This is a genomic window from Streptomyces sp. NBC_01445 (genome assembly GCF_035918235.1).
In the GTDB taxonomy this organism is placed as follows: domain Bacteria; phylum Actinomycetota; class Actinomycetes; order Streptomycetales; family Streptomycetaceae; genus Streptomyces.
In genome coordinates this window covers 862,432-885,742 of sequence record NZ_CP109485.1, presented here as the reverse complement: position 1 = coordinate 885,742, position 23,311 = coordinate 862,432, and the positions used below count along the sequence as shown (strand labels likewise).

At 69.3% G+C, this 23,311-nt stretch carries 24 protein-coding genes and 1 tRNA gene; 15 read left to right on the top strand and 10 right to left on the bottom strand.

Annotated features, from left to right (window positions below):
* Nucleotides 1-32: 32 nt before the first annotated feature.
* The gene (locus OG574_RS04355; RefSeq protein WP_326771939.1) at nt 33-371 is read left to right on the top strand and encodes a DUF6234 family protein; all 339 of its coding nucleotides are present in this window, start codon (nt 33-35) and stop codon (nt 369-371) included.
* Between the two features lie 76 nt (nt 372-447).
* Nucleotides 448-960, top strand: a complete 513-nt coding sequence (locus OG574_RS04350; protein ID WP_326771938.1) for a hypothetical protein — start codon at nt 448-450, stop codon at nt 958-960.
* A 43-nt stretch (nt 961-1,003) separates the two neighbouring features.
* On the opposite strand, the gene kdgD is transcribed toward OG574_RS04350, so the two are convergent.
* Together kdgD and OG574_RS04340 are read right to left on the bottom strand one after the other, a co-directional pair.
* Nucleotides 1,004-1,930 (bottom strand): 5-dehydro-4-deoxyglucarate dehydratase, encoded by a 927-nt coding sequence (gene kdgD / locus OG574_RS04345; RefSeq protein ID WP_326771937.1) that lies wholly within the window; start codon nt 1,928-1,930, stop codon nt 1,004-1,006.
* Nucleotides 1,931-2,135: 205 nt separating this feature from the next.
* Nucleotides 2,136-3,317 (bottom strand): L-talarate/galactarate dehydratase, encoded by a 1,182-nt coding sequence (locus OG574_RS04340; protein WP_326771936.1) that lies wholly within the window; start codon nt 3,315-3,317, stop codon nt 2,136-2,138.
* Between the two features lie 206 nt (nt 3,318-3,523).
* Between OG574_RS04340 and OG574_RS04335 the strand changes: the two genes are divergently transcribed.
* Entirely contained in the window at nt 3,524-4,399 is an 876-nt protein-coding gene (locus OG574_RS04335) for a LysR substrate-binding domain-containing protein (protein WP_326771935.1), read from the top strand.
* A 31-nt stretch (nt 4,400-4,430) separates the two neighbouring features.
* Here OG574_RS04335 and OG574_RS04330 read toward each other — a convergent pair whose 3' ends face one another.
* Complete coding sequence (locus tag OG574_RS04330; RefSeq protein ID WP_326771934.1) at nt 4,431-5,192, bottom strand: IclR family transcriptional regulator; 762 nt, start codon at nt 5,190-5,192, stop codon at nt 4,431-4,433.
* Between the two features lie 134 nt (nt 5,193-5,326).
* Between OG574_RS04330 and OG574_RS04325 the strand changes: the two genes are divergently transcribed.
* The 5 genes from OG574_RS04325 to OG574_RS04305 all read left to right on the top strand — a co-directional run bounded on the left by OG574_RS04325 (nt 5,327) and on the right by OG574_RS04305 (nt 10,804).
* Nucleotides 5,327-6,301 carry a 5-dehydro-4-deoxyglucarate dehydratase gene (locus tag OG574_RS04325; protein WP_326771933.1) on the top strand — a complete coding sequence of 325 codons (975 nt, stop codon included), beginning with the start codon at nt 5,327-5,329 and terminating at the stop codon, nt 6,299-6,301.
* Nucleotides 6,302-6,394: 93 nt separating this feature from the next.
* Nucleotides 6,395-7,732, top strand: a complete 1,338-nt coding sequence (locus OG574_RS04320; RefSeq protein WP_326771932.1) for a gluconate:H+ symporter — start codon at nt 6,395-6,397, stop codon at nt 7,730-7,732.
* Nucleotides 7,733-7,772: 40 nt separating this feature from the next.
* A complete protein-coding gene (locus OG574_RS04315; protein ID WP_326771931.1) occupies nt 7,773-9,110 on the top strand; it encodes an enolase C-terminal domain-like protein in 1,338 nt (445 codons plus the stop codon).
* A gap of 60 nt (nt 9,111-9,170) precedes the next feature.
* Nucleotides 9,171-9,244 (top strand) — tRNA-Met (locus tag OG574_RS04310).
* Between the two features lie 270 nt (nt 9,245-9,514).
* Nucleotides 9,515-10,804: a YhgE/Pip domain-containing protein gene (locus tag OG574_RS04305; protein WP_326771930.1), complete on the top strand. Its 1,290-nt coding sequence runs from the start codon at nt 9,515-9,517 to the stop codon at nt 10,802-10,804.
* Nucleotides 10,805-10,839: 35 nt separating this feature from the next.
* On the opposite strand, the gene OG574_RS04300 is transcribed toward OG574_RS04305, so the two are convergent.
* The 3 genes from OG574_RS04300 to OG574_RS04290 all read right to left on the bottom strand — a co-directional run bounded on the left by OG574_RS04300 (nt 10,840) and on the right by OG574_RS04290 (nt 12,675).
* Complete coding sequence (locus tag OG574_RS04300) at nt 10,840-11,016, bottom strand: hypothetical protein (RefSeq protein ID WP_326771929.1); 177 nt, start codon at nt 11,014-11,016, stop codon at nt 10,840-10,842.
* Nucleotides 11,017-11,052: 36 nt separating this feature from the next.
* The gene (locus OG574_RS04295; RefSeq protein WP_326771928.1) at nt 11,053-11,982 is read right to left on the bottom strand and encodes a hypothetical protein; all 930 of its coding nucleotides are present in this window, start codon (nt 11,980-11,982) and stop codon (nt 11,053-11,055) included.
* 117 nt (nt 11,983-12,099) lie between these two features.
* Entirely contained in the window at nt 12,100-12,675 is a 576-nt protein-coding gene (locus OG574_RS04290) for a hypothetical protein (protein ID WP_326771927.1), read from the bottom strand.
* Between the two features lie 319 nt (nt 12,676-12,994).
* On the opposite strand from OG574_RS04290, the gene OG574_RS04285 reads away from it, so the two are divergent.
* Nucleotides 12,995-13,546, top strand: a complete 552-nt coding sequence (locus tag OG574_RS04285) for an HPP family protein (RefSeq protein ID WP_326771926.1) — start codon at nt 12,995-12,997, stop codon at nt 13,544-13,546.
* A gap of 101 nt (nt 13,547-13,647) precedes the next feature.
* On the opposite strand, the gene katG is transcribed toward OG574_RS04285, so the two are convergent.
* Nucleotides 13,648-15,879, bottom strand: coding sequence for a catalase/peroxidase HPI (katG, locus tag OG574_RS04280; RefSeq protein ID WP_326771925.1), 2,232 nt, complete (start codon nt 15,877-15,879; stop codon nt 13,648-13,650).
* A 466-nt stretch (nt 15,880-16,345) separates the two neighbouring features.
* On the opposite strand from katG, the gene OG574_RS04275 reads away from it, so the two are divergent.
* Complete coding sequence (locus OG574_RS04275) at nt 16,346-16,756, top strand: Fur family transcriptional regulator (RefSeq protein WP_326771924.1); 411 nt, start codon at nt 16,346-16,348, stop codon at nt 16,754-16,756.
* Here OG574_RS04275 and OG574_RS04270 read toward each other — a convergent pair.
* Complete coding sequence (locus OG574_RS04270) at nt 16,726-17,205, bottom strand: Ser-Thr-rich GPI-anchored membrane family protein (protein WP_326771923.1); 480 nt, start codon at nt 17,203-17,205, stop codon at nt 16,726-16,728. The genes OG574_RS04275 and OG574_RS04270 overlap by 31 nt on opposite strands.
* 205 nt (nt 17,206-17,410) lie before the next feature.
* Here OG574_RS04270 and OG574_RS04265 point away from each other — a divergent pair, with 205 nt between their 5' ends.
* The 3 genes from OG574_RS04265 (at nt 17,411) to OG574_RS04255 (ending at nt 19,319) form a co-directional block, all read left to right on the top strand.
* The gene (locus OG574_RS04265) at nt 17,411-18,190 is read left to right on the top strand and encodes an SDR family NAD(P)-dependent oxidoreductase (RefSeq protein WP_326771922.1); all 780 of its coding nucleotides are present in this window, start codon (nt 17,411-17,413) and stop codon (nt 18,188-18,190) included.
* 115 nt (nt 18,191-18,305) lie between these two features.
* Entirely contained in the window at nt 18,306-18,542 is a 237-nt protein-coding gene (locus OG574_RS04260) for a chaplin (RefSeq protein WP_326771921.1), read from the top strand.
* A gap of 147 nt (nt 18,543-18,689) precedes the next feature.
* A complete protein-coding gene (locus OG574_RS04255; RefSeq protein WP_326771920.1) occupies nt 18,690-19,319 on the top strand; it encodes a TetR/AcrR family transcriptional regulator in 630 nt (209 codons plus the stop codon).
* A gap of 47 nt (nt 19,320-19,366) precedes the next feature.
* Here the strand turns inward: OG574_RS04255 and OG574_RS04250 are convergent, their stop codons facing one another.
* A complete protein-coding gene (locus OG574_RS04250; RefSeq protein ID WP_326771919.1) occupies nt 19,367-19,963 on the bottom strand; it encodes a TetR/AcrR family transcriptional regulator in 597 nt (198 codons plus the stop codon).
* 126 nt (nt 19,964-20,089) lie between these two features.
* On the opposite strand from OG574_RS04250, the gene OG574_RS04245 reads away from it, so the two are divergent.
* Complete coding sequence (locus OG574_RS04245) at nt 20,090-21,034, top strand: aldo/keto reductase (protein ID WP_326771918.1); 945 nt, start codon at nt 20,090-20,092, stop codon at nt 21,032-21,034.
* Between the two features lie 100 nt (nt 21,035-21,134).
* On the top strand, nt 21,135-22,097 hold the full coding sequence (locus OG574_RS04240; RefSeq protein ID WP_326771917.1) for an ankyrin repeat domain-containing protein: 963 nt from the start codon (nt 21,135-21,137) through the stop codon (nt 22,095-22,097).
* Between the two features lie 57 nt (nt 22,098-22,154).
* On the opposite strand, the gene OG574_RS04235 is transcribed toward OG574_RS04240, so the two are convergent.
* A complete protein-coding gene (locus tag OG574_RS04235) occupies nt 22,155-23,255 on the bottom strand; it encodes an HAD family hydrolase (protein ID WP_326771916.1) in 1,101 nt (366 codons plus the stop codon).
* Nucleotides 23,256-23,311: the final 56 nt, after the last annotated feature.

Genomic DNA, 23,311 nt, shown 5'->3' with positions numbered 1-23,311 from the left:
CCAGGATCCGATCGGCGCGAAAGCATGGGGACGTGGTGGGTTGGGTGATTGATCTTGTCTTGGCGGTGTTGGTCACCGGCCTCGAAGTGGCGGCTCTGGCGTTGTTCTGGTTCCGGGAGAGCCTGAAGGTCTGGGCGGCGCAGGGGAGTTCCGTTCCCGGCGGGACACGTCGGATCGTCGTGGCGCTGGGTGTCGGCTCAGCGCTGCCCGGCCTGGCCGCCGTCGGCTTCTTCGAGGTGGACTTGCGGGCGGCAGCCGTTTCGCAGGCTCTCGTGGCATCGGTGCTGGGCTCGATACTCGTGCTGGGCCTCGCGACGGAGGCCGGCGGGTGGATCTCCCGGTGCCGGCGAAGACGAAGCGCGGAACGCTAGTTGGTCTGCGCGAGGGTCATGGCGCAGGTCGGCGGCGAGCTTGTCCGTACGGCGGGTGTCTCCGTAGGTTGACCCGATGGGTCTCTTCGACAAACTGACCGGCACCAGGCATCCCGACGCCGGTGTCATACCGCGCCCGGCCGGAGAGGTCCGGGCCGCGCTGCTCGCGATCAACGGGCCCGACGTGCCGTACGTCGTACGCAATGGCACCCCGGCCGAGAGTGCCGACCTCGTCGCCGAGTGGCGGGTCATGGAACCGGCCTGGCGCACCTTCTTCTCGCGGAGCCAGATGAGCCGGACGCTGAAGACGAGGATGCGTCTGGTCCCGGAGAGCAATGAGGTTCGCGCGCTCGACGAGCAGTGGGAGGTCACGTGGGTCGGGGACACGCCGAGGCTCGCCTGGTCACGTGAGTACTCCCGAGGGCAGGTGACCACGGTGAGCCGGCAGTGGGAGGTCAAGCGGGGGTCCGACGGCCGCCTGCACAAGACGGAGGTGTTCCGCTTCGACCCCGCGGAGATGAAGGCCCCGTTGCAGAACGCGATCCTCGGCGCGGGGTGGACGTGGCGCGGAGTGGTGTTCAAGCTGTGACCGGCCGGCCCGCCACATCGGTGGCGGGCACTCCGGCGGGGCGTCAGGCCGTGGGCAGGCCGTTGATCAGCGCGGCGAGCTCGGCCAGTTCGTCCGGAGTCAGATCGGTCAGTGGCGGTCGGACCGGGCCCGCGCTGTGGCCGACCGCGGTCATGCCCGCCTTCACGATGCTCACCGCGTAGCCGGGCCGCCGGTTGCGGATCTCGGTGTACGGCAGGACGAAGTCGCCCAGGAGCTTGATGACGGTGTCGTGCTTGCGCTCGCGGACGGCGCCGTAGAACTCGAGGGCGAACTCGGGCAGGAAGTTGAAGATGGCCGACGAGTAGGTGGTGACGCCGAGTTCGAGGTAGGGGAGAGCGAACGTCTCCGCTGTGGGCAGGCCGCCGATGTAGGTGAGGCGCTCGCCGAGGCGGGCGTAGATCCGCGTCATGGTGTCGATGTCGCCGACGCCGTCCTTGTAGCCGATGAGGTTGGGGCAGCGGTCGGCGATGCGGGCGAGCGTGGGTGCGGTGTAGACGGCGTTGGCGCGGCTGTAGACGATGACGCCGAGCGAGGTGGAGCGGCACACGGCCTCGACGTGGTCGGCCAGGCCCTCCTGCCCGGCCTCGGTGAGGTACGGCGGGAAGAGCAGGATGCCGTCGGCGCCCGCGCGTTCCGCGGCCTGCGCGTACTCGACGGCCGTACGTGTGCCGTATCCGGCCGGGGCCAGGATGGGCGTCGACTCGGGGGCGCTCTGCACGGCTGCGGCGACGACGCGCTCGACCTCGGCGCCCGTCAGAGAGAAGAACTCGCCGGTGCCGCCGGCGGCGAACAGGCCGCCCACCTCGTACCCGGCCAGGCGCGTGATGCTGTCGCGGTAGGCGCTCTCGTCGAAGGAGTGGTCGTCGGCCGTGAAGTGGGTGACGGGGAAGGACAGCAGGCCGGATCCGATGCGCCTGCCGAGCTCTGACGGGGTGTAGGACGACGTCATCTGCGTTCTGCTCCTGGAGTCGAGGTAGGGCGTGATGGGTGCCCCTGGTGACGACGCTACGAGCAACGACTCATGCCGGTCCAACACTGATTTCGCATCCGGTGATACAGGATCGGTATTACGTGAGCGGGGGAGGTGCGGGCATGCGTCCGGCGCCTCCTTGATTGAGGAGGCGCCGGACGAGTGAGCGTTGTGCCATGAGGCGTCAGTGGCGCTTGCCGACCTCATGGGTGGCCTGGGTCCAGGCGCGGGCCTGGTCGGTGAGGGTGATGCCGAGGCCGGGGCGGGACGGGACGTGCATGCGGCCGTCGCTGATGGTGAGGCGCTCGTTGAACAGCGGCTCCAGCCAGTCGAAGTGCTCCACCCACGGCTCGATCGGATAGGCGGCCGCGAGGTGGAGGTGGATCTCCATGGCGAAGTGCGGTGCCAGCTGGAGGTTGTGGTGCTCCGCGAGCGCCGCGAGCTTGAGGAACTGCGTGATGCCGCCGATGCGCGGGGCGTCGGGCTGGATGATGTCCGCCGCGTTGTTGCGGATGAGCTCCCAGTGCTCGGCCACGCTGGCGAGCATCTCGCCGGTGGCGATGGGGGTGTCGAGCGAAGCGGCGAGCGCGGCGTGCCCCTGGGCGTCGTAGGCGTCGAGCGGCTCCTCGATCCAGACGAGGTCGAACTCCTCCATGGCCCGGCCCATCCGCTGGGCGGTCGGCCGGTCCCACTGCTGGTTCGCGTCGACCATCAGCGGGGCGTCGTCGCCGATGTGCTCGCGGACGGCGGTCAGGCGGCGCAGGTCCTGCTTGCGGTCGGGGCTGCCGACCTTGATCTTGATGCCGCCGATGCCACTCGCCAGGGAGGCGGACGCGTTGTCGAGCACCTGCTCGGTCGGGGTGTGCAGGAAGCCGCCGGAGGTGTTGTAGCAGCGTACGGAGTCGCGGTGGGCGCCCAGGAGTTTGGCCAGCGGCAGGCCTGCCCGCTTGGCTTTGAGGTCCCACAGGGCCACGTCGTACGCGGCGATGGCCTGTGTGGCCAGACCGCTGCGGCCCACCGAGGCGCCGGACCACGCCAGCTTCGTCCAGATCTTGCCGATGTCGCTGGGGTCCTCGCCGAGCAGATCGTCGGCGATCTCCCTGGCGTGGGCGAACTGGCCGGGGCCGCCGGCCCGCTTGGAGTAGCTGAAGCCGATGCCCTCGTGCCCCTGCTCGGTCTCCAACTCCACGAAAAGGAACGCCACTTCGGTCATGGGCTTCTGGCGCCCGGTGAGGACCTTGGCGTCGCTGATCGGCGTGGCCAGCGGCAGCGATACGGAGGAGAGCCTGATCCAGGAGATCCGGTCGAGCGTCGCCTCGCCTGCGACGTGCGCGGCGTTGGTGGTCGTGTGGGTCTTCGTCACCACTGCGTGTCCCTGGGGTGTGAGGCGGATGCGACCGGCCGGCAGGCTGTGCGCGCCCGGTCGTGTCGGCGGGTGGGGGCGGGCTGATGTCGGCGCGGGCGGCTGCCGCCCTGCGGCCGACGGAGGCGTTGACTCCCCTTGAAGCTAAAGTCGGCGATTGATCCACGTCCAAGACCAATTTTGCATGCGCTGATACCCGGAGGGAATCATTGTTCACGCTGGCACAGCTTGTGAGCTTCGTGGCGGTGGCCGAGGAACTGCACTTCACCCGCGCCGCGGAGCGCCTGCAGATGACGCAGCCCCCGCTGAGCCGGCAGATCCAGCTCCTCGAGCACGACCTCGGAGTACAGCTCCTCGACCGCACCAACCGGTCCGTGCGGCTCACCCCGGCAGGCCGGACTTTCCTCAACGAGGCGCGCCACATCCTGCGCCAGTCCGAGCACGCGGCCCTCGCCGTACGGCAGGTGTCGGCCGGTGAGGCCGGAGCCATCGCCATCGGATTCACGGCGGCCAGCGCGAACTCGGCCCTCGGCACCCTGCTCGAAGTGGCCCGCTCGGCCATGCCTCGTGTGGAGGTCGTGCTGCGCGAACTGGTCACCCGCGACCAGCTGGAGGCCATCACCGAAGGCTCCCTCGACCTGGGCATGATCCGCCCCGCGAACACCGGGCCCGATGTGGAGACCCGGCCCGCCGTCAGGGAGGGTCTGCTCGCCGCCCTGCCCACCGGTCATCCGCTGGCCGCGCGCGAGGGCGATCTGCGCGTGGAGGACTTCGACGGGGAGCAGGTGCTGATGTACTCGCCGGTCGAGGCCCGCTACTTCCATGAGCTGCTCGTCAGCATCTTCCGCGCGGCCCAGGTCGCACCCGTCTTCACCCAGTACCTCAGCCAGGTGCACAGCATTCTGGCGATGGTGAACGCCGGCTGGGGCATCGCTCTGGTCCCGGAGGCCGCGGCTCAGATGAGGTTCAGCGGGATCACGTACAAGCCGCTGTACCTGAGGGAGCCCAAGCCGGTCGAGCTGAACTTGGTGTGGCGCAAGAACAACGACAATCCGGCGTTGGAGGCCCTGCTCCGGCACCTGTGACGAAGCTCAGAGCTCACCCCGTCGCACCGACTCACCGCCAATCAGGCGCCCCCGAGCGACGCGACAACACCGCCTCGATCTTCGTCTGTACGTCCCGCATCACGGCGACGACGCGTTCCTGACGTTCCCCGGTGAGGCGGGCGACCGGGACCGAGCAGCTGATGGCGTCGACCGCCGGCACGTCGTACCGCAGGGCGAAGCCGAAGCCCGCGATGCCGGTCACCGTCTCCTCGTGGTCGAGGGAGTAGCCCCGCTCGCGAACCTCCGCCAGGTCGGCGAGCAGCGCGGCGCGGTCGGTGTGGGTGTTCTCCGTGAGGGCGGTCAACGGGCCGTCGCCGAGGGGTAGTTCACTGTCCGCACGCTCCGCGAGCAACGCCTTTCCGAGGGCGCCGGCGTGCGCGGGGACGCGGCGGCCGACACGGCTGATCGTGCGCAGGTACTCGTGGGACTCGCGGGTCGCGAGATAGACGACGTACGGACCGTCGAGCCGCGCCAGGTGGATCGTCTCGCCGAGCGCGTCCGACGCCTCGTCGAGGTACGGGCGCACGGTACGCACGTGTGGGTCGCTGTCGAGGTAGCTCGTACCGGTGAGGAGGGTGCGGATCCCGATTCCGTACAGCGAGCCGGTGGTGTCCGTGCGCACCCAGCCGCAGTCGACGAGGGTCCGCAGGAGTTGGTACATGCTGCTGCGCGGCACGTCCATTTCCTCGGCGAGTTCGTCCAGGCGCGCGGGCCGGTCGTCCCTCGCCGCGAGCAGCTCCAGCAGTGCGACCGTGCGCAGTGCCGACTTCACCCCGCGAACCCCTGATGTCACTTGTGTCCCCCTGCTTCCCGGTGCCGGTCATCGTAAATCGGCGGCGCTTCACCCATTGACCCGGCCAGTTCACCGACTTAGCCTCCATTCTCATACATGGACACCATCTGCATATGGGGATCAGATCTATGAACGAGGTCGGTATGCAACCCGAGGATGTCGCGCAGAGGCTGCGTGACGGGATGGCGAAGGGGGTGCTGTCCTTCCCGCTCACGAGCCTTCGGGACGACGGCAGCCTCGATCTGGACTCCTACCGGACCTATCTCACCGCCCAGTTGGCCAACGAGCCGGGCGTGGTCTTCCCCGCCTGCGGAACGGGGGAGTTCTTCTCGCTGAACGAGGAGGAGTACCGGGCTGTCCTCAGGGTCACGGTCGAGGTCGCCGACGGGCGGCTGCCGGTCGTCGCGGGCATCGGCTACGGCTGGTCGCAGGCGCTGCGGTTCGCCCGGATCGCACAGGAGGAAGGCGCGGACGCCCTGCTCGTGCTGCCGCACTATCTGGTCGGCGCCCCGCAGGACGGGCTGGTGGAGCAACTGCGGCGGATCGCCGCCGGCACCCCGCTGCCGCTCATCGCGTACCAGCGCGACCAGGTCACGTTCGACGCCGATGCCCTGCGCCGGATCGCCGAGATCCCCACCGTCATCGGTCTGAAGGACGGGCACTCCGACCTCGACCGGCTCCAGCGCCTGACACTCGCCGCACCCGACGGCTTCCTCTTCTTCAACGGCGCCGCCACCGCCGAGATGCAGGCCCGCGCCTACGCAACCGTCGGCGTGCCCGCCTACTCCTCCGCGGTCCACGCCTTCGCGCCCGAGATCGCGAACGCCTTCTTCACCGCACTGCGCGCGGGCGATGACGAGGCGGTGAACAAGCTGCTGCGCGACTTCTACGTTCCCCTGGTGGACCTGCGCGACCGCGTCCCGGGCTACGCCGTCTCCCTGGTCAAGGCCGCGGCACGGCTGCGGGGTCTCCCGGTCGGCCCCGTACGCGCCCCGCTCACCGACCCGTCCCCGGCCGACCTCGCGGATCTCGAGAAGGTGCTGGACGCCGGGCTGAACCTCGTCGGAGCCGTGCGGCGCGTCAACTGACCGTCAAGCGCACGTAGTTGAAGCCCTGCCGCTTCGACGCGCTCACCCCCGTAACCGCCCGACTCGCGCTCCACAGTTCAAAGGGGAACTGACTTGCCTCTCGTCGTAGTGGGAATCAGCGTTCTGATTCTGCTCTTCCTCATGACCAGGCTGAGAATGAACGGGTTCGCCGCCCTCCTCCTCGTGGCGATCGGCGTCGCGCTGGTGCAGGGGATTCCGGCGGCGACGATCCCTGACGTCCTCTCGGAGGGCATCGGCGGCCAGATCGGCGACACGATGCTGACCATCGGCCTCGGCGCCATGGTCGGCCGCGTCATGGGGGACTCCGGGGCGGCGCAGCGAATAGCCAACCGGCTCCTCGACGCCTTCGGGCCGCGCTGGGTGCAGGTGGCCATGGTGGTTACGTCGATGCTCATCGGCGTCACCATGTTCTACGAGGTCGCCTTCATCATCATCGTGCCCATCGCATTCACCCTCGTGCGGGTCACCGGCGCGAAGCTGCTGTGGGTCGGGCTGCCGATGTCGATCGCCCTGTCCACCATGCACAGCTTCCTCCCGCCGCACCCCGGCCCCACCGCCGTCGCCGCGACCTTCCACGCCTCCGTCGGACACACCCTGTTCTACGGCCTCTTCATCGCCGTACCTGCCGGAGCGCTCATCGCCCTCGCATGGCCGCGCCTGCCGTTCGTCAAGGCGATGAACCCGTCCATCCCCAAGGGCCTCGTCAGCGACCGCGAGTTCACCGACGAAGAGATGCCCGGCATGGGCTGGTCGCTGCTCGTGGCCCTCTTCCCCGTGGTCCTGATCGCGGGCGCCGCGGTGATCGACATGGTCACGTCCGGCGAGAGCCCGCTCCTGCACGCGGTCGCGTTCATCGGCTCGGCGCCGATCGCGCTCATGCTGACGCTGCTCCTGGCGATCTGGGCCTTCGGACCGCGCATCGGCCGCAGCCTCACGGACGTCAGCGCCTCCTGCGCCTCGGCGGCCCAGGCGATGGCGATGATCCTCCTGGTCATCGGCGCCGGCGGCGCCTTCAAGAACGTCCTCGTGGAGGGCGGAATCTCCGACTACATCAAGGACGTCACGGACAGCTGGGCCATCTCGCCCCTCATCCTGGCGTGGCTCATCGCGGTCATCCTCCGCGTGGCCCTCGGCTCGGCGACGGTCGCCGTCGTCACGGCGTCCGGCGTGGTGCTTCCGCTGCTCGCGGGCAGCGGGATCCACCCCGAAATCATGGTGCTCGCAGTCTCCTGCGGGTCGATCGCGTTCTCCCATGTGAACGACCCCGGATTCTGGCTCTTCAAGGAGTACTTCAACCTCTCGGTCATCGAGGCGATCAAGGTCAGGACCACGTACACGACGGTGCTCGCGGTGCTGGGCCTGGGCGGCGTACTTGCCATGGAATGGGCCTTGGACGTCCTGAGCCTGTGACACACACCAACCCACACACCTTCTGACCACAGGAACCGCAATGACCTTGAGCAAGCAGCCGACCGTCACCGCGTTCGCCGTGTATCCAGTCGCCGGCCGGGACTGCATGGAGCTGAACCTCTCCGGCGCGCACGGCCCCTACTTCACCCGCAACGTCGTCGTCCTCCAGGACTCGGAAGGCCGCACCGGCCTGGGCGAGGTGCCGGGCGGCGAGAAGATCACCCAGACCCTGCGCGACGCCGAGTCCCTCGTGGTCGGCGCGAAGGTGGGCGACTACAAGCGCGTCCTGGGCGAGATCGGAGCCAGGTTCGCCGACCGCGACGCCGGCGGACGAGGCGCCCAGACCTTCGACCTGCGCACCACCGTCCACGCCGTCACCGCCGTCGAGTCGGCGATGCTCGATCTCCTGGGTCAGCACCTCGAAGTCCCCGTCGCGGCACTCCTCGGCGACGGCCAACAGCGCGACTCCGTACGGGTGTTGGGCTACCTCTTCTACGTCGGTGACCCCGGCCGCACCGACCTGGAATACGTCCGCGAACCCGACGCGGCCGTCGACTGGCACCGCGTCCGGCACGAAGAGGCACTGACACCCGAAGCAATCGTCCGCCAGGCCGAAGCCGCGTACGACCGGTACGGATTCCGTGACTTCAAGCTCAAGGGCGGCGTCCTGGAAGGCGCCGAGGAGGTCAAGGCCGTACAGGCGCTGAAGGACCGCTTTCCCGAGGCCAGGATCACGCTCGACCCCAACGGCGCGTGGTCGCTGCGCGAGGCGATCGAGCTGTGCACGCCCCTGTCCGGCACCCTCGCCTACGCCGAGGACCCCTGCGGAGCCGAAGGCGGCTACTCCGGCCGGGAGATCCTCGCCGAGTTCCGCCGCGCCACGGGCCTGCCCACCGCGACCAACATGATCGCCACGGACTGGCGCCAGCTCACCCACGCCCTGGCCCTCCAGTCGGTCTCCATCCCTCTGGCCGACCCGCACTTCTGGACCATGCAGGGCTCGGTCCGCGTGGCCCAGCTCTGCAACGCGATGGGCCTGACCTGGGGCTGCCACTCCAACAACCACTTCGACATCTCCCTCGCCATGGTGACCCACTGCGGAGCCGCCGCTCCCGGCGAGTACAACGCCCTGGACACGCACTGGATCTGGCAGGAAGGCCTGGAGCGCCTCACCACCGCCCCGCCCCGGATCGTCGACGGTGAGATCGCCGTGCCCGACGCCCCGGGTCTGGGCGTCCAGCTCGACATGGACCGGCTCCTCGCGGCCCACGACCTCTACAGGACGAAGGCCCTCGGCGCGCGCGACGACGCCATCGGCATGCGGTATCTCGTCCCGGACTGGCAGTTCGACAGCAAGCGCCCGTGCCTCGTCCGCTAGCGCTCGGCAGGCACATGGTCATGGGGACCGGCTGCGATGGCGTACGGTGGTGTCTACCGACGCGGGGTGGAGCAGCTCGGTAGCTCGCTGGGCTCATAACCCAGAGGTCGCAGGTTCAAATCCTGTCCCCGCTACTGACGGTCAAGGCCCGGATCCTTCTGGATCCGGGCCTTGCTGTGTCTGGAGCCGATGCGGGATGCGGCGCCGGTCACGTGGCGGGGTGGCCACACGGGCCGGACTGCTGGTGCAGGCACCTGGAACGCCCCTGGTCGTACGTCCTCGGCCGTGTTGGTCGTCGCGGACGGCTGTCGCGGCAGAGAAGGTGGCAAACGCACCTCATTCGCCCCTTTCCGGCGACCCTTGGGTGCGATCGCCCGGCCCGGCGCCGCGAACCGAGGAGAATCATGGACGACGACAGCGCACCCCGCCACGCCGCAGCCAAGGCGCGCGCCTCCGCACTCGTGCGTCGCCCGAAGCTGTGGCTGGTACCCACCATTCTGACCGGGATGCTCGCACTGCTGCTGTCCCTGCTCTACATGGGTGGCATCGTGAACCCGAACCGCGACTTGCAGAACCTGCCCATCGCGCTCGTCAACTCGGACCGCGGCGAACCCCTGCCGGGGCAGAGCCGGAACCTGGGGACGCAGGTCGCGCAGGCCGCCCTCGCCAACACCTCCGGCGGCAAGGTCGACTGGCATCCGCTCACCCGCGGCAAGGCCCAGGACGAGCTGGAATCGGGCAAGGTCTACGGTGCCCTCGTCATCCCGCCGGACTTCACCGACTCCATCGGCGCGCTCACCACCAGCAGGGCCACGCAGCGGCCGACGCTGACCGTGCTGACCAACCCCGGCATGGGCAGCCTCGGCTCCTCGCTTGCCGGCAGGATCAGTACGACGGCAGCCGAGCAGGCCTCCCAGACCATCGGCAAACAGCTGACGGCAGCCAACGCCGACCGACAAGTCACGCCCACCGCACGCCTGTTGCTCGCCGATCCGATCAGCGTCACAACGCAGGTGGGGCACCCCATCGGAGACCACAGCGGCCTGGGCCTGAGCGCTTTCTACTACACCCTGCTGCTCGTCCTGACCGGGTTCCTGGGCGCCAACCTCACCAGCATGGGCGTCGACACCGCTCTGGGCTACGCCGACAGCGAGATCGGCCCCTGGCACGCCCGCCGCCCCACCGTGCCGATCAGCCGTACGCAGACGTTGCTGCTGAAGATCGTGATGAGCGCCGGCATCACGCTCCTCACGACCACATTGATCATGCTGGCGACCGTCGGGATCCTCGGCATGGACGCCTCACACCTGCCGCTGCTGTGGGTCTTCTCCTACTGCGCCACCCTGGCGGTCAGCCTGGGCGTCCAGGCCATCAACGCGGCCTTCGGCGGGATCGGGCAGCTCGTGTCCATGTTCGTGTTCATCGTCCTGGGGCTGCCGTCGTCGGGAGCGACCATTCCGCTGGAGGCGGTCCCCGGTTTTTACCGCTTCCTCGGCATTTTCGAACCCATGAGGCAGCTCAGCGGCGGAGTCCGCTCCATCCTCTTCTTCGAAGCGCGAGCCGATGCCGGTCTCCTGCGCGCCTGGATCATGATCGCGGTCGGCTCCGTCATCTCCGCGGTCTTCGGGTTCGCGATGACCCGCTACTACGACCGCAAGGGGCTGCACCGCCTGACCCCGCAGCCGTCCGAGTGACCCACGCGGGGGATCGGCAGGTGAAGGTCCGGGACTTACGCGGCCTTCACAACCTCGCCACGTACCGCCGCGGACCACTCGATGACGAGAACTTCGTACTCCCGGCGCTGCTCCGCACTCAACCGGCCACCGCTGCACAGCATCAGACAGCGAATCTCTTCGTTCAGATCGTCGGCGGACCGCACGGAACCAGGGATCGGAGTGGTGGACATGTGAAGAAGCCTAGAGGGTCGGTGTGACAATCGGCGTCACTGTGCCGCGGGGCGGAGGTCGAGAGTTGCCCCGCGGTCGGCCCTGACCTGGGGAATCGGGCTTGGAGTCGGCCACTCCGCGCGAAACTGTGACCTTGGCCTCACGAAGTGTCGCGGCGCTCTGAGACGCTCAGGAGGGCGAGTCGGTGTCCGCGTCGGCGCCGTCGTTGCCGGGCTCGGGGCGGGCGCCCGGGGCGTTCGGCGGGCCACGAGCACCGCCAGGCTGATGACGGCCGTCACGGACACGGCGAACCCGCCCAGGCTTGTGATCGCGCCGGAAATCCACCGCCACGCCTCTGCCGCCCATGCGAAGCGGTCGCCGGGCCGGGCTGCCACCTCGACGTGGGCCGGCGCGGGCTGTTGTTCAAAGAGCACGGTGTCGGTGTCCTCGTAGTAGGCGGTCACCGTCACGGAGAGAGTGACAGTCCCTGCCTTCTCGGCGCTCACCTCCCACAGCCACGTCGCCGTGTCCTTCTTGGAGATGACGTTCTGACGCTCCGACGACAGCGGCGTGCACCGCACTTGGGCGCCCGAGCAGTGCAACTTCACGCCGATCTGAGCGCCCGCGCTGGTCGGGGAGTGCGTCTCACCGGCTCCGTCCGAGCGCCAACTGCCCAGGATCTGGGCCCGGTAAGGGACTGGATCGCCGCCGGCCACAAGATGCAGCGACTTCGTACTGGTGCGGACGAGTTCACCTTTGAAGAGCTGCTGCCGCGCCTCGTCGATCTCGTCGACATAGGCCTGCTGTCTACCCCCGTCGGGGTGGCCGCTCCCGGGTCCGCCGCCGCGGCCGAGGATCAGGAACAGCCCGGAGACCAGGGCGATCAGAACCGCGAGCACCGTCCACGGGAAGCAGCCCGAGCCAAGGCTCATGGCGACCGGTGCCGGAGAGGGCGACGGTGGCTGGGGCCCCGTCCGTTCGGCCATGGCTCCCTCGTCCCCCGTACGTGACGATCGCTCCCCGGCCCGCCTCCGCAGGCGTCTCCATGGTCGCTCAACTCCCTTGTACGACGCATGCGTTCGGTCAGATCCTTGGCCGTATCGTCATGGCCGGCCGACATCGCCGAAGAAGTGGACCTGGGGAGCGAAGGCGCGTACGGCCCGTTCGAGGCGTGCCGTGTCCACCCTGCACAGCACCATGGAACGGGCGGACTCCGTGGTTCCTCTGAAGGCCTCGACGAAGTCGGGATCCACGTACGCAGTCAGATAGGCGTCGAACTCGCGAAGCGCATGGGACGTGGTCCGCCCCTGTCGCGGGACGCGCCGGCTGCGGTGACGCACTGTGAGCTCGGGGAGCCGGAAGCGTCCTGGCCCCCGCGCGCCGTCGGAGAGGCTGACGGACACGATCTCGGACCAGGGATGGAACTCCGGTCTACGGAAGAACAGCAGGCGGCCCAAGGTGATGCCGTTGGGGCCGATACGTGCGGCGGTCAGTCGGAGCGTGGCGGGCGGCACGATCAGTGCCACGTAGGGCGCGAGGATCAGCTCGACGTGGTCGCTTCCCGGTGGTTCGGCGCCGGGGATGAATCCCGCGCCGATGAGCAGGGCGAACGCCAGAGCCACCCATGCCGGGACGGTCCACCCGTAGCGGATCTCGTAAGCAGCGCCCGGCTCGTCCATGGGGCGAATGGTCCCGCGCGCCACGGGTCGGCTCAACAAGGTTGCGGTCAGGGACTGTTCAGGGCGGGGTAAGGCTGCCGTGGCTCCGAGGCGGTGTGACCTGCGTGGGGCGGCGCAGCGCTCCGGGACTGCGGTCGGCCCCCATGCCTGGCGGGTACGGCTCGACAGGTAAAATTGTCCCCGGACTGCGCCCGCCCCACCCGGACAGGCGCAAGGTCAGAACCACTGTTGATCACAGAGGTGTGCTCCGCGCAGCTACGACCGTTCCTTCTCCCGTCGTCCTGCCGGCCGCGAGCCGCCTGCCCCAGAAAACGTCACCGTGAGCACTGATTCCGTGCTGCGCCAGCAGCCCACCCCCGCCCCTGATTCGCCCCGAACGCCGCGCCGAGTCGGTAGGGCTCCGGCCCGGCCCAGCGCGGCGGCGGCCCTCCACAGCATCAGCGCGGTCACCGCGGTCCTGCTCGGTCTGGTGGCGATCGGCGCGATGATTCACGAGCCGGTCCTGATACCGCCGCTGGCCGCGAGTGCAGCCCTCGTGCACAGCGCACCGACCCTGCCCCTGGCACAGCCCCGGAGCATCGTCCTCGGCCACCTGCTCGGCGCCGGGGCCGGATATGCGGTCCTCGCGCTCACGAACAGCAGCCCGTGGACGGCAGCACTGGCGGGAGGCATCACGCTCGCCGCGACGATGCTCGCCCGTACCCCGCACTCGGCGGCCTGCGCCACCGCCGTCATCGTCGTACTCCAGACGCCGGCCCCCGGCCGTTTCGTGCCGCTGCTGTTCGGCTCCACCGTGCTGCTCGTACTGACCGGCTTCGCGGCCTCTCGGGTGCGGCGCGGGGCGCCGAAGTACCCGGCGTACTGGTGGTGACCTCCGGGACGGCGCGTCTCGCGCCGGCGCAGCCGGAGTCGTGATCCGCAAACGCAGAAGTCCAGGCCGGCCCACTGCGGGCCGGCCTGGACTTGGTGTGATCAGGAGAGGTCGAACCGGTCCAGGTTCATGACCTTGTCCCACGCGGCGACGAAGTCCTTCACGAACTTCTCCTTCGCGTCATCGCTCGCGTAGACCTCCGAGACCGCGCGCAGCTCGGAGTTCGACCCGAAGACGAGGTCGGCACGGGTGCCCGTCCAGATGACCTTGCCCGAGGCGTCGCGGCCCTCGAAGGTGCTGGCGTCGCCGGCCGTCGCGCTCCACGCCGTGTCCAGGTCGAGCAGGTTGACGAAGAAGTCGTTGGTCAGCGACCCGGGGGTGGTGGTGAGGACGCCGTGCGCCGACTGCCCGTAGTTCGCGCCGAGGACGCGCAGGCCGCCGACGAGGACCGTCAGCTCGGGGGCGCTCAGGTCGAGCAGGTTCGCCTTGTCGATGAGCAGGTACTCGGCCGGCAGGCGGTTGCCCTTGCCGAGGTAGTTGCGGAACCCGTCGGCGGACGGCTCGAGCGCGGAGAACGACTCCACGTCGGTCTGCTCCTGAGTGGCGTCCGCACGCCCCGGCGTGAAGGGCACCTGGATGTCGGAGCCCGCGTCCTTCGCGGCCTTCTCGACGCCCGCCGCACCGGCGAGCACGATCAGGTCGGCGAGCGAGATCTGCTTGCCACCGGACTGGGCGCCGTTGAAGGTCTGGCGGACCCCCTCCAGCGTGCGCAGCACGGCCGCCAGCTCGTCGGGCTGGTTCACCTCCCAGCCGCTCTGCGGCTGGAGGCGGATGCGCGCACCGTTCGCGCCGCCGCGCTTGTCGCTGGCGCGGAAGGACGAGGCCGACGCCCAGGCCGTGGACACGAGCTGAGAGACCGTCAGGCCCGAAGCCAGGATCTGGTCCTTGAGGGCGGCGACGTCAGAGGCGTCGACGAGCGGGTGCGTCACCGCGGGGAGCGGGTCCTGCCACAGCAGCTCCTCGCTCGGGACCTCGGGGCCGAGGTAGCGCACGATCGGGCCCATGTCGCGGTGGGTCAGCTTGAACCACGCGCGGGCGAAGGCGTCCGCGAACTCGGCCGGGTTCTCGTGGAACCGGCGCGAGATCGGCTCGTAGGTCGGGTCGAACCGGAGCGAGAGGTCCGTCGTCAGCATCGTGGGAGCGTGGCTCTTCGACGCGTCGTGGGCGTCGGGCACGGTGCCCGCTCCCGCGCCCTCCTTCGGCCGCCACTGGTTGGCGCCGGCGGGGCTCTGGAAGAGCTCCCACTCGTAGCCGAAGAGGATGTCGAAGAAGGTGTTGTCCCAGGTGGTCGGGGTGTCCGTCCAGATCCCTTCGAGACCACTGGTGATCGCGTCGTCACCCTTGCCGGTGCCGAACGCGTTCTTCCAGCCGAGGCCCATCTCCTCGATTGTGGCGGCCTCGGGAGCGGGGCCGACCTCCTCGGCGGGGCCTGCGCCGTGGGTCTTGCCGAAGGTGTGGCCGCCGGCGATCAGGGCGACGGTCTCCTCGTCGTTCATCGCCATCCGGCGGAACGTCTCACGGATGTCGCGGGCCGCGGCGAGCGGGTCCGGGTTGCCGTTCGGGCCCTCCGGGTTGACGTAGATGAGGCCCATCTGGACTGCGGCGAGCGGGTTCTCCAGCTCACGGTCACCCGTGTAGCGCTCGTCGCCGAGCCAGGTGGTCTCGGGACCCCAGTAGACGTCGTCGTCGGGCTCCCAGGCGTCGACACGTCCGCCGCCGAAGCCGAAGGTGTCGAAGCCCATCGTCTCCAGGGCGACGTTGCCCGTGAGGATCATGAGGTCGGCCCACGACAGGTTCTTGCCGTACTTCTTCTTGACCGGCCACAGCAGACGGCGGGCCTTGTCCAGGTTTCCGTTGTCCGGCCAGCTGTTGAGCGGGGCGAAGCGCTGCTGCCCCGTGTCGGCGCCACCGCGGCCGTCGCTGATCCGGTAGGTGCCGGCGCTGTGCCAGGCCATGCGGATCATGAACGGACCGTAGTGGCCGAAGTCGGCGGGCCACCAGTCCTTCGAGGTGGTCAGCACCTCCGCGATGTCCTGCTTGACCTCGGCAAGGTCGAGGGTCTTGAACGCCTCGGCGTAGTCGAAGCCCTCGCCGAGCGGGTTGGACACGGCAGGGTTCTTGGCAAGGATCTTCAGGTTGAGCCGCTGTGGCCACCACTGGCTGTTCGCGCCGTTGCCCTGCGTCGGGTACGGGGCGCTCCCGTGCACGACCGGGCAGCCTCCTCCGTCCTGTGTTTTCGCGTCTGTGACGATCGCATCTTGGTTCTCAGACATTGGGAATCCTTCCGGACGGGGCGGATCACACTGCTCAGGAACTACGGCGGTGGAACGGGTGGGGCGCGGGCCCCGTGGATGGCCTCAGCCTCGTCGATCCAGACAATCGAGACGCGGGTGTCGATCGAGCGGATCGTGTCGATCGCGAGGCCGCGGTCTTCCGGGACAGTTCGACACTACGGCTCAAAGTGAGGCGAAGCGGTACGAATTCGGCCGCGTCGAGTGCGCGGAGGGCCTCAGGCGGCGTGGAGGGAGCGACGACCGACGCACGACCGCGCGCCCCTCGGAGCTGATCAACTTCTGTCTCCTGCCGCACTGGAGTCTTCCTGTCCCTTGGCTATCGCCATAACCGATCCTACGATGGACAGAATCCAAGTCAAGAAGTGCACCAATCGCATTTCCGATGGGACCGGAAGTGCGCCGGTCAACCTCGGGTATCCCACCGAACCTGAAAAGGTGAAGCGATATGAGTGGCCTGCTTGAGCGACTGCGGGGGCGTGGCTGGCGGATGACCTCTCAGCGGCGCGTCGTGGCGGAGGTTCTCGACGGTGATCATGTGCATCTCACCGCCGACGAGGTGCACGCCCGCGCAGTGCAGCGGTTGCCCGAGATCTCCAGAGCGACCGTGTACAACGCGCTGGGCGAGCTGGTCGCGCTGGGCGAGGTCATAGAGGTCTCCACCGACGGCCGGGCGAAGCGCTACGACCCGAACGCGCACCGGCCGCACCAGCACTTGGTGTGCTCCAGCTGCGGAATCATCCGCGACGTGCATCCGACCGGCGACCCACTGTCCGGCCTCCCGGCGCAGGAGCGGTTCGGCTTCAGAGTGTCCAAGGTCGAGGTGACCTACCGAGGGCTCTGCCCGTCCTGCGCCTGAACCCGGCTGAGCGGCGCGGCGGCCTTTTCGGAGCCGGAGCCGACGGCCGGGGCTTCGGCTGGAACCGGGCCCACCTCGAAGGGGGCGCTGTAGCCGCGTACACCCGTGTCCCGGGCCGTGACCTCGACCGTGTAATCGGCGCCGTCCGGCACGGGGGGCACCGCCGCGACCAGCTCAGTCTCCGGTCTGCTGCTCGCTTTCGAGGCCAGCTTGAACAGGCGCTGCGCTCCGCCCTCACCGTCGCCCTGCGTCAGCCAGACGTCGACCTCCTGTCCGGTGTCGTTGCGCCACCGCACGAAGAGACTGCTGTTCACGGGGTGCACGGAATCGGCGGCCGGGGACGTGACGGTGACCGTGGCATCAGGCGGTTCGGAGACCGCTGGGGCCGCCGGACCGAGCCAGGCAGACAGCGATGCGGCGGCGACGGACAGGAACCTGGTGCGAAGCATGTGACGACCTCGTTCCGGTGGCGGGAGGTACGGCCATACCCCTCCCACATGTCCTCGGCGGCGAACGGGCGGGCCCGCAAGCTTCACCCCATGGGGTGCCGCTCCTATGAACAATCTGCCGGTGCGGCGATGAGTTTCGGCGGACGACGAGTCTTATGAAGCAGCGGACGCACGCGGCGTCCGGCCGAGGAGAGGACGACGCCCCATGCTCACGGACGCGCTGAAGGACAAGGTCGCGGTCATCTACGGCGGAGCCGGCTCCCTGGGAGCGGGTGTGGCGCGGGCGTACACGGACGCGGGCGCGCGGGTCTTTCTTGCGGGGCGCACGGAAGACACCCTGCGGAAGGCTTCGGCCGAGGTGGGCGCGGAGTACGACGTCGTCGACGCCCTGGACGAAGCGGCCGTGGAGGCGCAGGCGGACGCGGTGGTCGAGCGGGCCGGCCGGATCGACATCTCCTTCAACCTCGTGCCGCGAGGCGACCTCCAGGGCATCCCGCTCACGGAGATGTCCGTCGACGACTACACGCGGCCGGTCGTACAGGGGATCTCCTCGCAGTTCATCACCGCGCGAGCCGCCGCCCGGCGCATGGTCAACCAGGGCGGGGGAGTGATCCTCTCCCTCGACAGCGGCTCCAAGAACGGCACCCCGATGCTGGGCGGCACCGGCGCCGCCGACGGCGCGATGGACGCGCTGATCCGCCAACTCGCACAGGAGCTGGGCCCGTCCGGCGTGCGTGCCCTGGGTATCTGGACCGCAGGTGTCGCGGACACGCTGACGCCGGAGAAGCTGGCGGGGGCCGGCGCCCCGGACATGGACGAGGCGGCCCTCCAGGGGGTACTCGCCCACCTCGACAGCCTGCGCATGACGAAGCGTTCACCGAGAATCGCGGACATCGCCGCGCTCGCGACCTTCCTCGCGTCGGACGCGGCCTCCGCGATCACGGGTACGTGGATCAACGCGACGGCGGGGATGTTCCCGAGCTGACCGCTTGGCCGCGCCGGGTCGGCGCCACGCCCCTGATGGGTGCAATGAATCGCGCGGGGCGGGTGAGGGGGGTGTTATTGGTCCGGAAGTACCGTCATCTCACTCGAGGAGAAGAATGCGTATCCGGACCTTTATCGTCACTGCCGCTCTGGGCGCCGCCACCGTCCTCGCAGGAGCCGGCGTGGCCAGCGCCGACAGCGACACGGACGGCTCCGCCGCCAACTCGCCCGGTTTCCTCTCCGGCAACGTCATCCAGCTGCCGATCGACATTCCGGTCAACGCCTGCGGCGACTCCGTCAGCGTCATCGGTCTGCTGAACCCCGCGCTCGGCAGCGGCTGTTCCGCCAGCTGATCTGACGCCGGAGCACCACGACTGGGCCCGCCAGGGAACTCCTGGGCGGGCCCAGTCCCGTACCGGCTCGGCCGAAGCACGATGACTGGCCTCGCGGGCTTCCGCGTAGAATGGACCAGCAGGTCCACAGTGGCAGCGAGGGAATCCATGATCTCCAGCGGGACGACAGCGGCGCGCCTCACCGCGAAGGGTGCCGCCACCAGGCTACGCATCGTCGAGGGCGCGGCCGCCGAGATCAGGGAGCGGGGCGCTGCCACGACCACGCTCGACGACATCCGCGCCCGCACCGCGACCAGCAAGAGCCAGATCTTCCACTACTTCCCAGGCGGCAAGGACGAGCTGCTCCTCGCCGTCGCCGCCCTGGAGGCGGAGCGGATCCTGGAGGACCAGCAGCCCCACCTGGACGACCTCGGCCGGCTGGACACCTGGCAGGCATGGCGCGACTGGCGCGGCGCGGTCGTCCGGCGCTACGAACTGCAGGGCGTCAACTGCCCCTTGGGCGTGCTCATGACCGAGCTGGGCCGCAGAACGCCCGCCTCGCAGCAGCTGACCGGGCAGCTGCTCGCCCAGTGGCAGTCCGCGCTGAGGGACGGCGTGCGGTGCATGCAGGGCAGCGGGCGGATGGACCCCGCGCTGGACGCCGACCGTACGGCGGCGGCTCTGGTCGCCGCGGTGCAGGGCGGGGTGACCGTCCTCATGGCCACCGGCAGCATCGCCCATCTGGAGGCGGCGCTGGACACGACGTTGGAGCTGCTCGGCAGATTCAGCGCGGAATGACGCGATCCGGCTGACGTCGTCCGCCTCTTGTACGACTACGACTACGACTACGACTGCGACTGCGACTTCGGTCGCACGGCGTCGACGACCAGGTCGAGCAGTCGGCCCGTCTGCTCCGGCGTGCTGCTGTTCGCGGCCGTCGACAGAAACGCTCCGAGGACGATCGCGGTGACGTCATCCGGGTCGACGTCCCCGCGCAGCGAGCCCGCTTCCGCTCCCGCCGTCAGGATCGTGCCGATCGCGGCCGTGATCCGTTCGCGCGTGGTCGGCGTCGTGATCCGTCCCGAGGCCCAGCCGGCTCGCAGGGTGTCGATCATCCCGCGCTTCGTCGCCGTGAACTTCGCGTAGTTGTCGAGCCAGGCGCGGAGCGCGACATCGGGCGGGAACTCCTCGAGCAGGGCGGGAGCGCTCGTGGTGACGGCGTCGAGCTCGGCGGCGTAGACGGCCTCGACGAGCGCCTCGCGCGTGGGGAAGTGGCGATAGAGCGTGCCGATCCCGACACCTGCCTCGCGGGCGACGCCCTCCAAGGCGACGGTGCCGTCGGCGGCGGCGAAGACTGCCCGCGCGACAGTGACGAGGTTCTCGCGATTGCGCCGGGCATCGGCGCGCAGGGGGCGTTCGCCGCGCTCGGCAGGTTGAGGCATGTCTGCGGGCGCGCCGGTGGGGGTCGGTTCCGGCGGAGTCAAAGCGGAGGTCCCTCCGGTAGTGGTACGGTCGATAGAGCGGAGGTTCCTCCGCTTAAGCCAATCGTCCCACAGGAGCCACTTCCTATGACGACCGCCGGCACTCCCTCTTCCGACGCCACGGCCACGGGCGCGGCACGCCCAGGCGGCCCCGGACAGCTCGCGGGCCGCACGGTCTCGCGCGTCGGCTTCGGAGCGATGCAGCTCGAGCGCCTGCGCGACGACCGCCGCGCCGGACTTGCCCTCCTGCGCCGAGCCGTCGAGCTCGGTATCGACCACGTCGACACCGCGCACTTCTACGGCAATGCCTTCGTCAACGGGCTTCTGCGCGAAGCGCTCCGCCCCGAGGACGGCGTACTCGTCGTGAGCAAGGTGGGCGCTGACCCCGATCCGGGCGGTCGCATTCCCCTGCGCCCCGCGCAGCGGCCCGAGGAGCTCCGGGCGAGCGTCGAGGACAACCTCAAATCCCTGGGTGTCGACCAGGTCCCTGTGGTGAACCTGCGGCGGCTCGACTCCGGACCCGGGCTCCGGGCCGAGGGCGACCAGGTGGTCGACATCGACGACCAGCTCGCGGCCATGACCGCGATGCGCGACGAGGGCATGATCGGCGCGATCGGACTGAGCAGCGTGACGGCCGAGGGCCTGCGCCGGGCGATCCCGGCGGGCATCGTGTGCGTGCAGAACGCCTACAGCCTCGTGGCGCGCGACGACGAGACCATGGTGGAAATCTGCGCCGCCGAGGGAATCGCCTGGGTGCCGTACTTCCCGCTCGGCAGCGCGTTCCCCGGCATTCCGAAGGTGACGGAGGAGCCTGCGGTCCTGGCCGCCGCGCAGTCCCTCGGCAGTACGCCGTCGCAGGTCGGTCTTGCCTGGTTGCTCCAGCACTCCCCGAACATGCTGCTCATCCCGGGGACCGCGGACCCCGATCATCTCGAGGCCAACATCGCGGCGGGCGCGATCGCACTCGACGAGGCGATGGTCGCCTCCCTCGACGCCGTTCCGTCGCGCTCGGCGGACGTGCCCCTCGGCTGACCGACCGCGGCAGGGCCTGCGTTGTCAGACCCCTCTGCCATGGTGTTCGTACGGGGGCGGTGCGACGAACTGCCCGTGCGAGCACCGGAGGGGGCGGACGATGGCAGAGGTCAACAGCGGCTGGGCGGGCGTGAGGTGGGAGGACTGGCAGGACGCCGACAACATCCGGCGGCGCCTCGATCAGGGGGCCGATCCCGAAGGCTGGGGCGGAGGACGCCCGTTGCACCGGGCGGCGACCTTCGGCTCACCGGAGGTCGTGGCGGAACTGGCGCGACGCGTACGGGATGTGGACGCGTTCGACGACGGTACGACTGCGCTGTGGGAGGCGGTCATGGGGAACCGGCCCGACAACGCAAGGGCGTTGGCCGCTGCAGGGGCCGATCCCTGGCGACTCCAGTTCGGCGGTTGGTCGCCCGGCAGGCTCAGCCTGGCAGGACCGACACCGGATCTGTTCCCGCTGCCCGAAGGCGAACGCGGGCTGACCGAGGCGGAGCGCACGGTGGCCCGGGAGGGCAGACGCCTCGTCGAGGCGCTGGGCACCTTCCACTACGAGGGCACGGGTCTCGCCTGCGTGGCCGGGATCGACGCGCAAGAGGCGATCCGCCGCCTGGAGGCGAAGCCCGCGGACGGCGAGGACCTCGAAGAACTCCTGGACGACCCCTATGCCTACGACATGGACGAGAGCCTACAGATCATAGGCGTGACGACCGTGCCAGGAGGGTGCGTCGTCACCCAGCCCTGGGGCTACGCGCCCCAGATGCCGGGCGTCATGACCGCGCTGTCCACCGGCACCTACTCCTACGGCCTGTACGCCAACCCCAAGAGCGGCAACCAGGGCATCATCGCGCGCGACGGGGTCATCGAAGGCTCGGACCTCCACCCGGGAGGTGGGCCGGACCACGGCGACACATCGGAAGAAGTCCTGCTCTCCTACCTCTTCCACTACAACGCGGTGGCCTATTCGTGCGCCTGTGCGGGCCTGCGCCTGACCGACGCGCGCGCCGTCATAGGCCCACCGGACACGTGGGTCGAACTGCCGCAGCGCGACTACTGGAAGACATGACGCAGGGACGGCTCCCCGCCCGTCTCCCACCGGTGACCGACCGCGTCACGGCCGGCGTCAGCGGATCTGCTCCGGCGTCACCGTCAGCCACTGCTTGTCCGCCGTGACCTTCTGGCCAAGCTCCTTCTGCCGTTTCGCTCCCGCGGCCTTCATGCCGTCGATCTCCTTCATGTAGCTGTCCTTGCGGTTGACCCACACGCGGACGCCGCCGTGCTCCACGTCCGTCGACCGCAGCAGCATCGGGCCGTCGCTCTTCGGGGTGTCGCCCGCGGCCAGGATGGGCTTCTGCCAGGCGTCGATGTACGTGCTGATCGCGGCGGGCTTGCCCTCGTACCAGGTGGCCGGCGCCCAGAGGGTGGGCGTCAGTTCATGGTCGGCGAGCTTCGCCTGGTCGTAGTGGCCGGCTGCGATCTCCTTGCGGGAGCTGGTCACTTCACCCGTCTTGCGGTCCTTGAGCAGGGCGGAGACGCCGAGTACGTTCTCGGGCCGGACGCTGTAGCCGTACTTGGGGTCGGCGAGCACCATCCGTACGAGGTCCTCACTCGCGGCGCTCACCACGTACACCTTGATGCCGTGCTCGCTCAGGGTGCGGTAGAGCTCCTGCATGCCCGTCGAGAACTGCGGCGGCTTCACCCCGCCCGGCAGCGGCTTGTCGTAGGCCAGCAACTCGTCGATGTAGCCCTTGAGTTGCTTCAGCGTGAACCCGGAGAAGATCTGCGCGGCCCACGGGTACGAGACCTGGTCGTCGATGTCGCACAGACGGGTGTAGTACTCGGACAGCGTCTCCTTGTGCGTGGCCGTGTCCTTGAAAGGAATGATCTTCAAGGACGGGTCCATGGTGTCGCGCGTCAGGACGCCCTTCATCTCCAGGAAGGGGAGCAGGGCCTCTTCGAGGTCGTTGCGGTACGTGGTGTTGTCCGCGTCGAAGACCGCGTACGCGCCCTGGTGGTCATGGGCGGCGATGACCTTCGCCAGCTTCTTCGCCACGGGCGCCGGCCAGTGCTTGAGCTCCGCCGCCACCGAACGCTGCTGTGCGCCGTCCGCCGCGGCCGTGGCCTCGGTGTCCGGCCACAGGGCGCCCGCGGCGACCACCGTGCCGGTGAGGGCGCCCGCCGCGCCGAGGAGGACGAGTTTCTTGCGCATCGGGTGTCTGTTCACGGCGCGAATGCTAGGGCGAAGCGTGCGGATTACCCATGATCGAAATCATGGAGTGG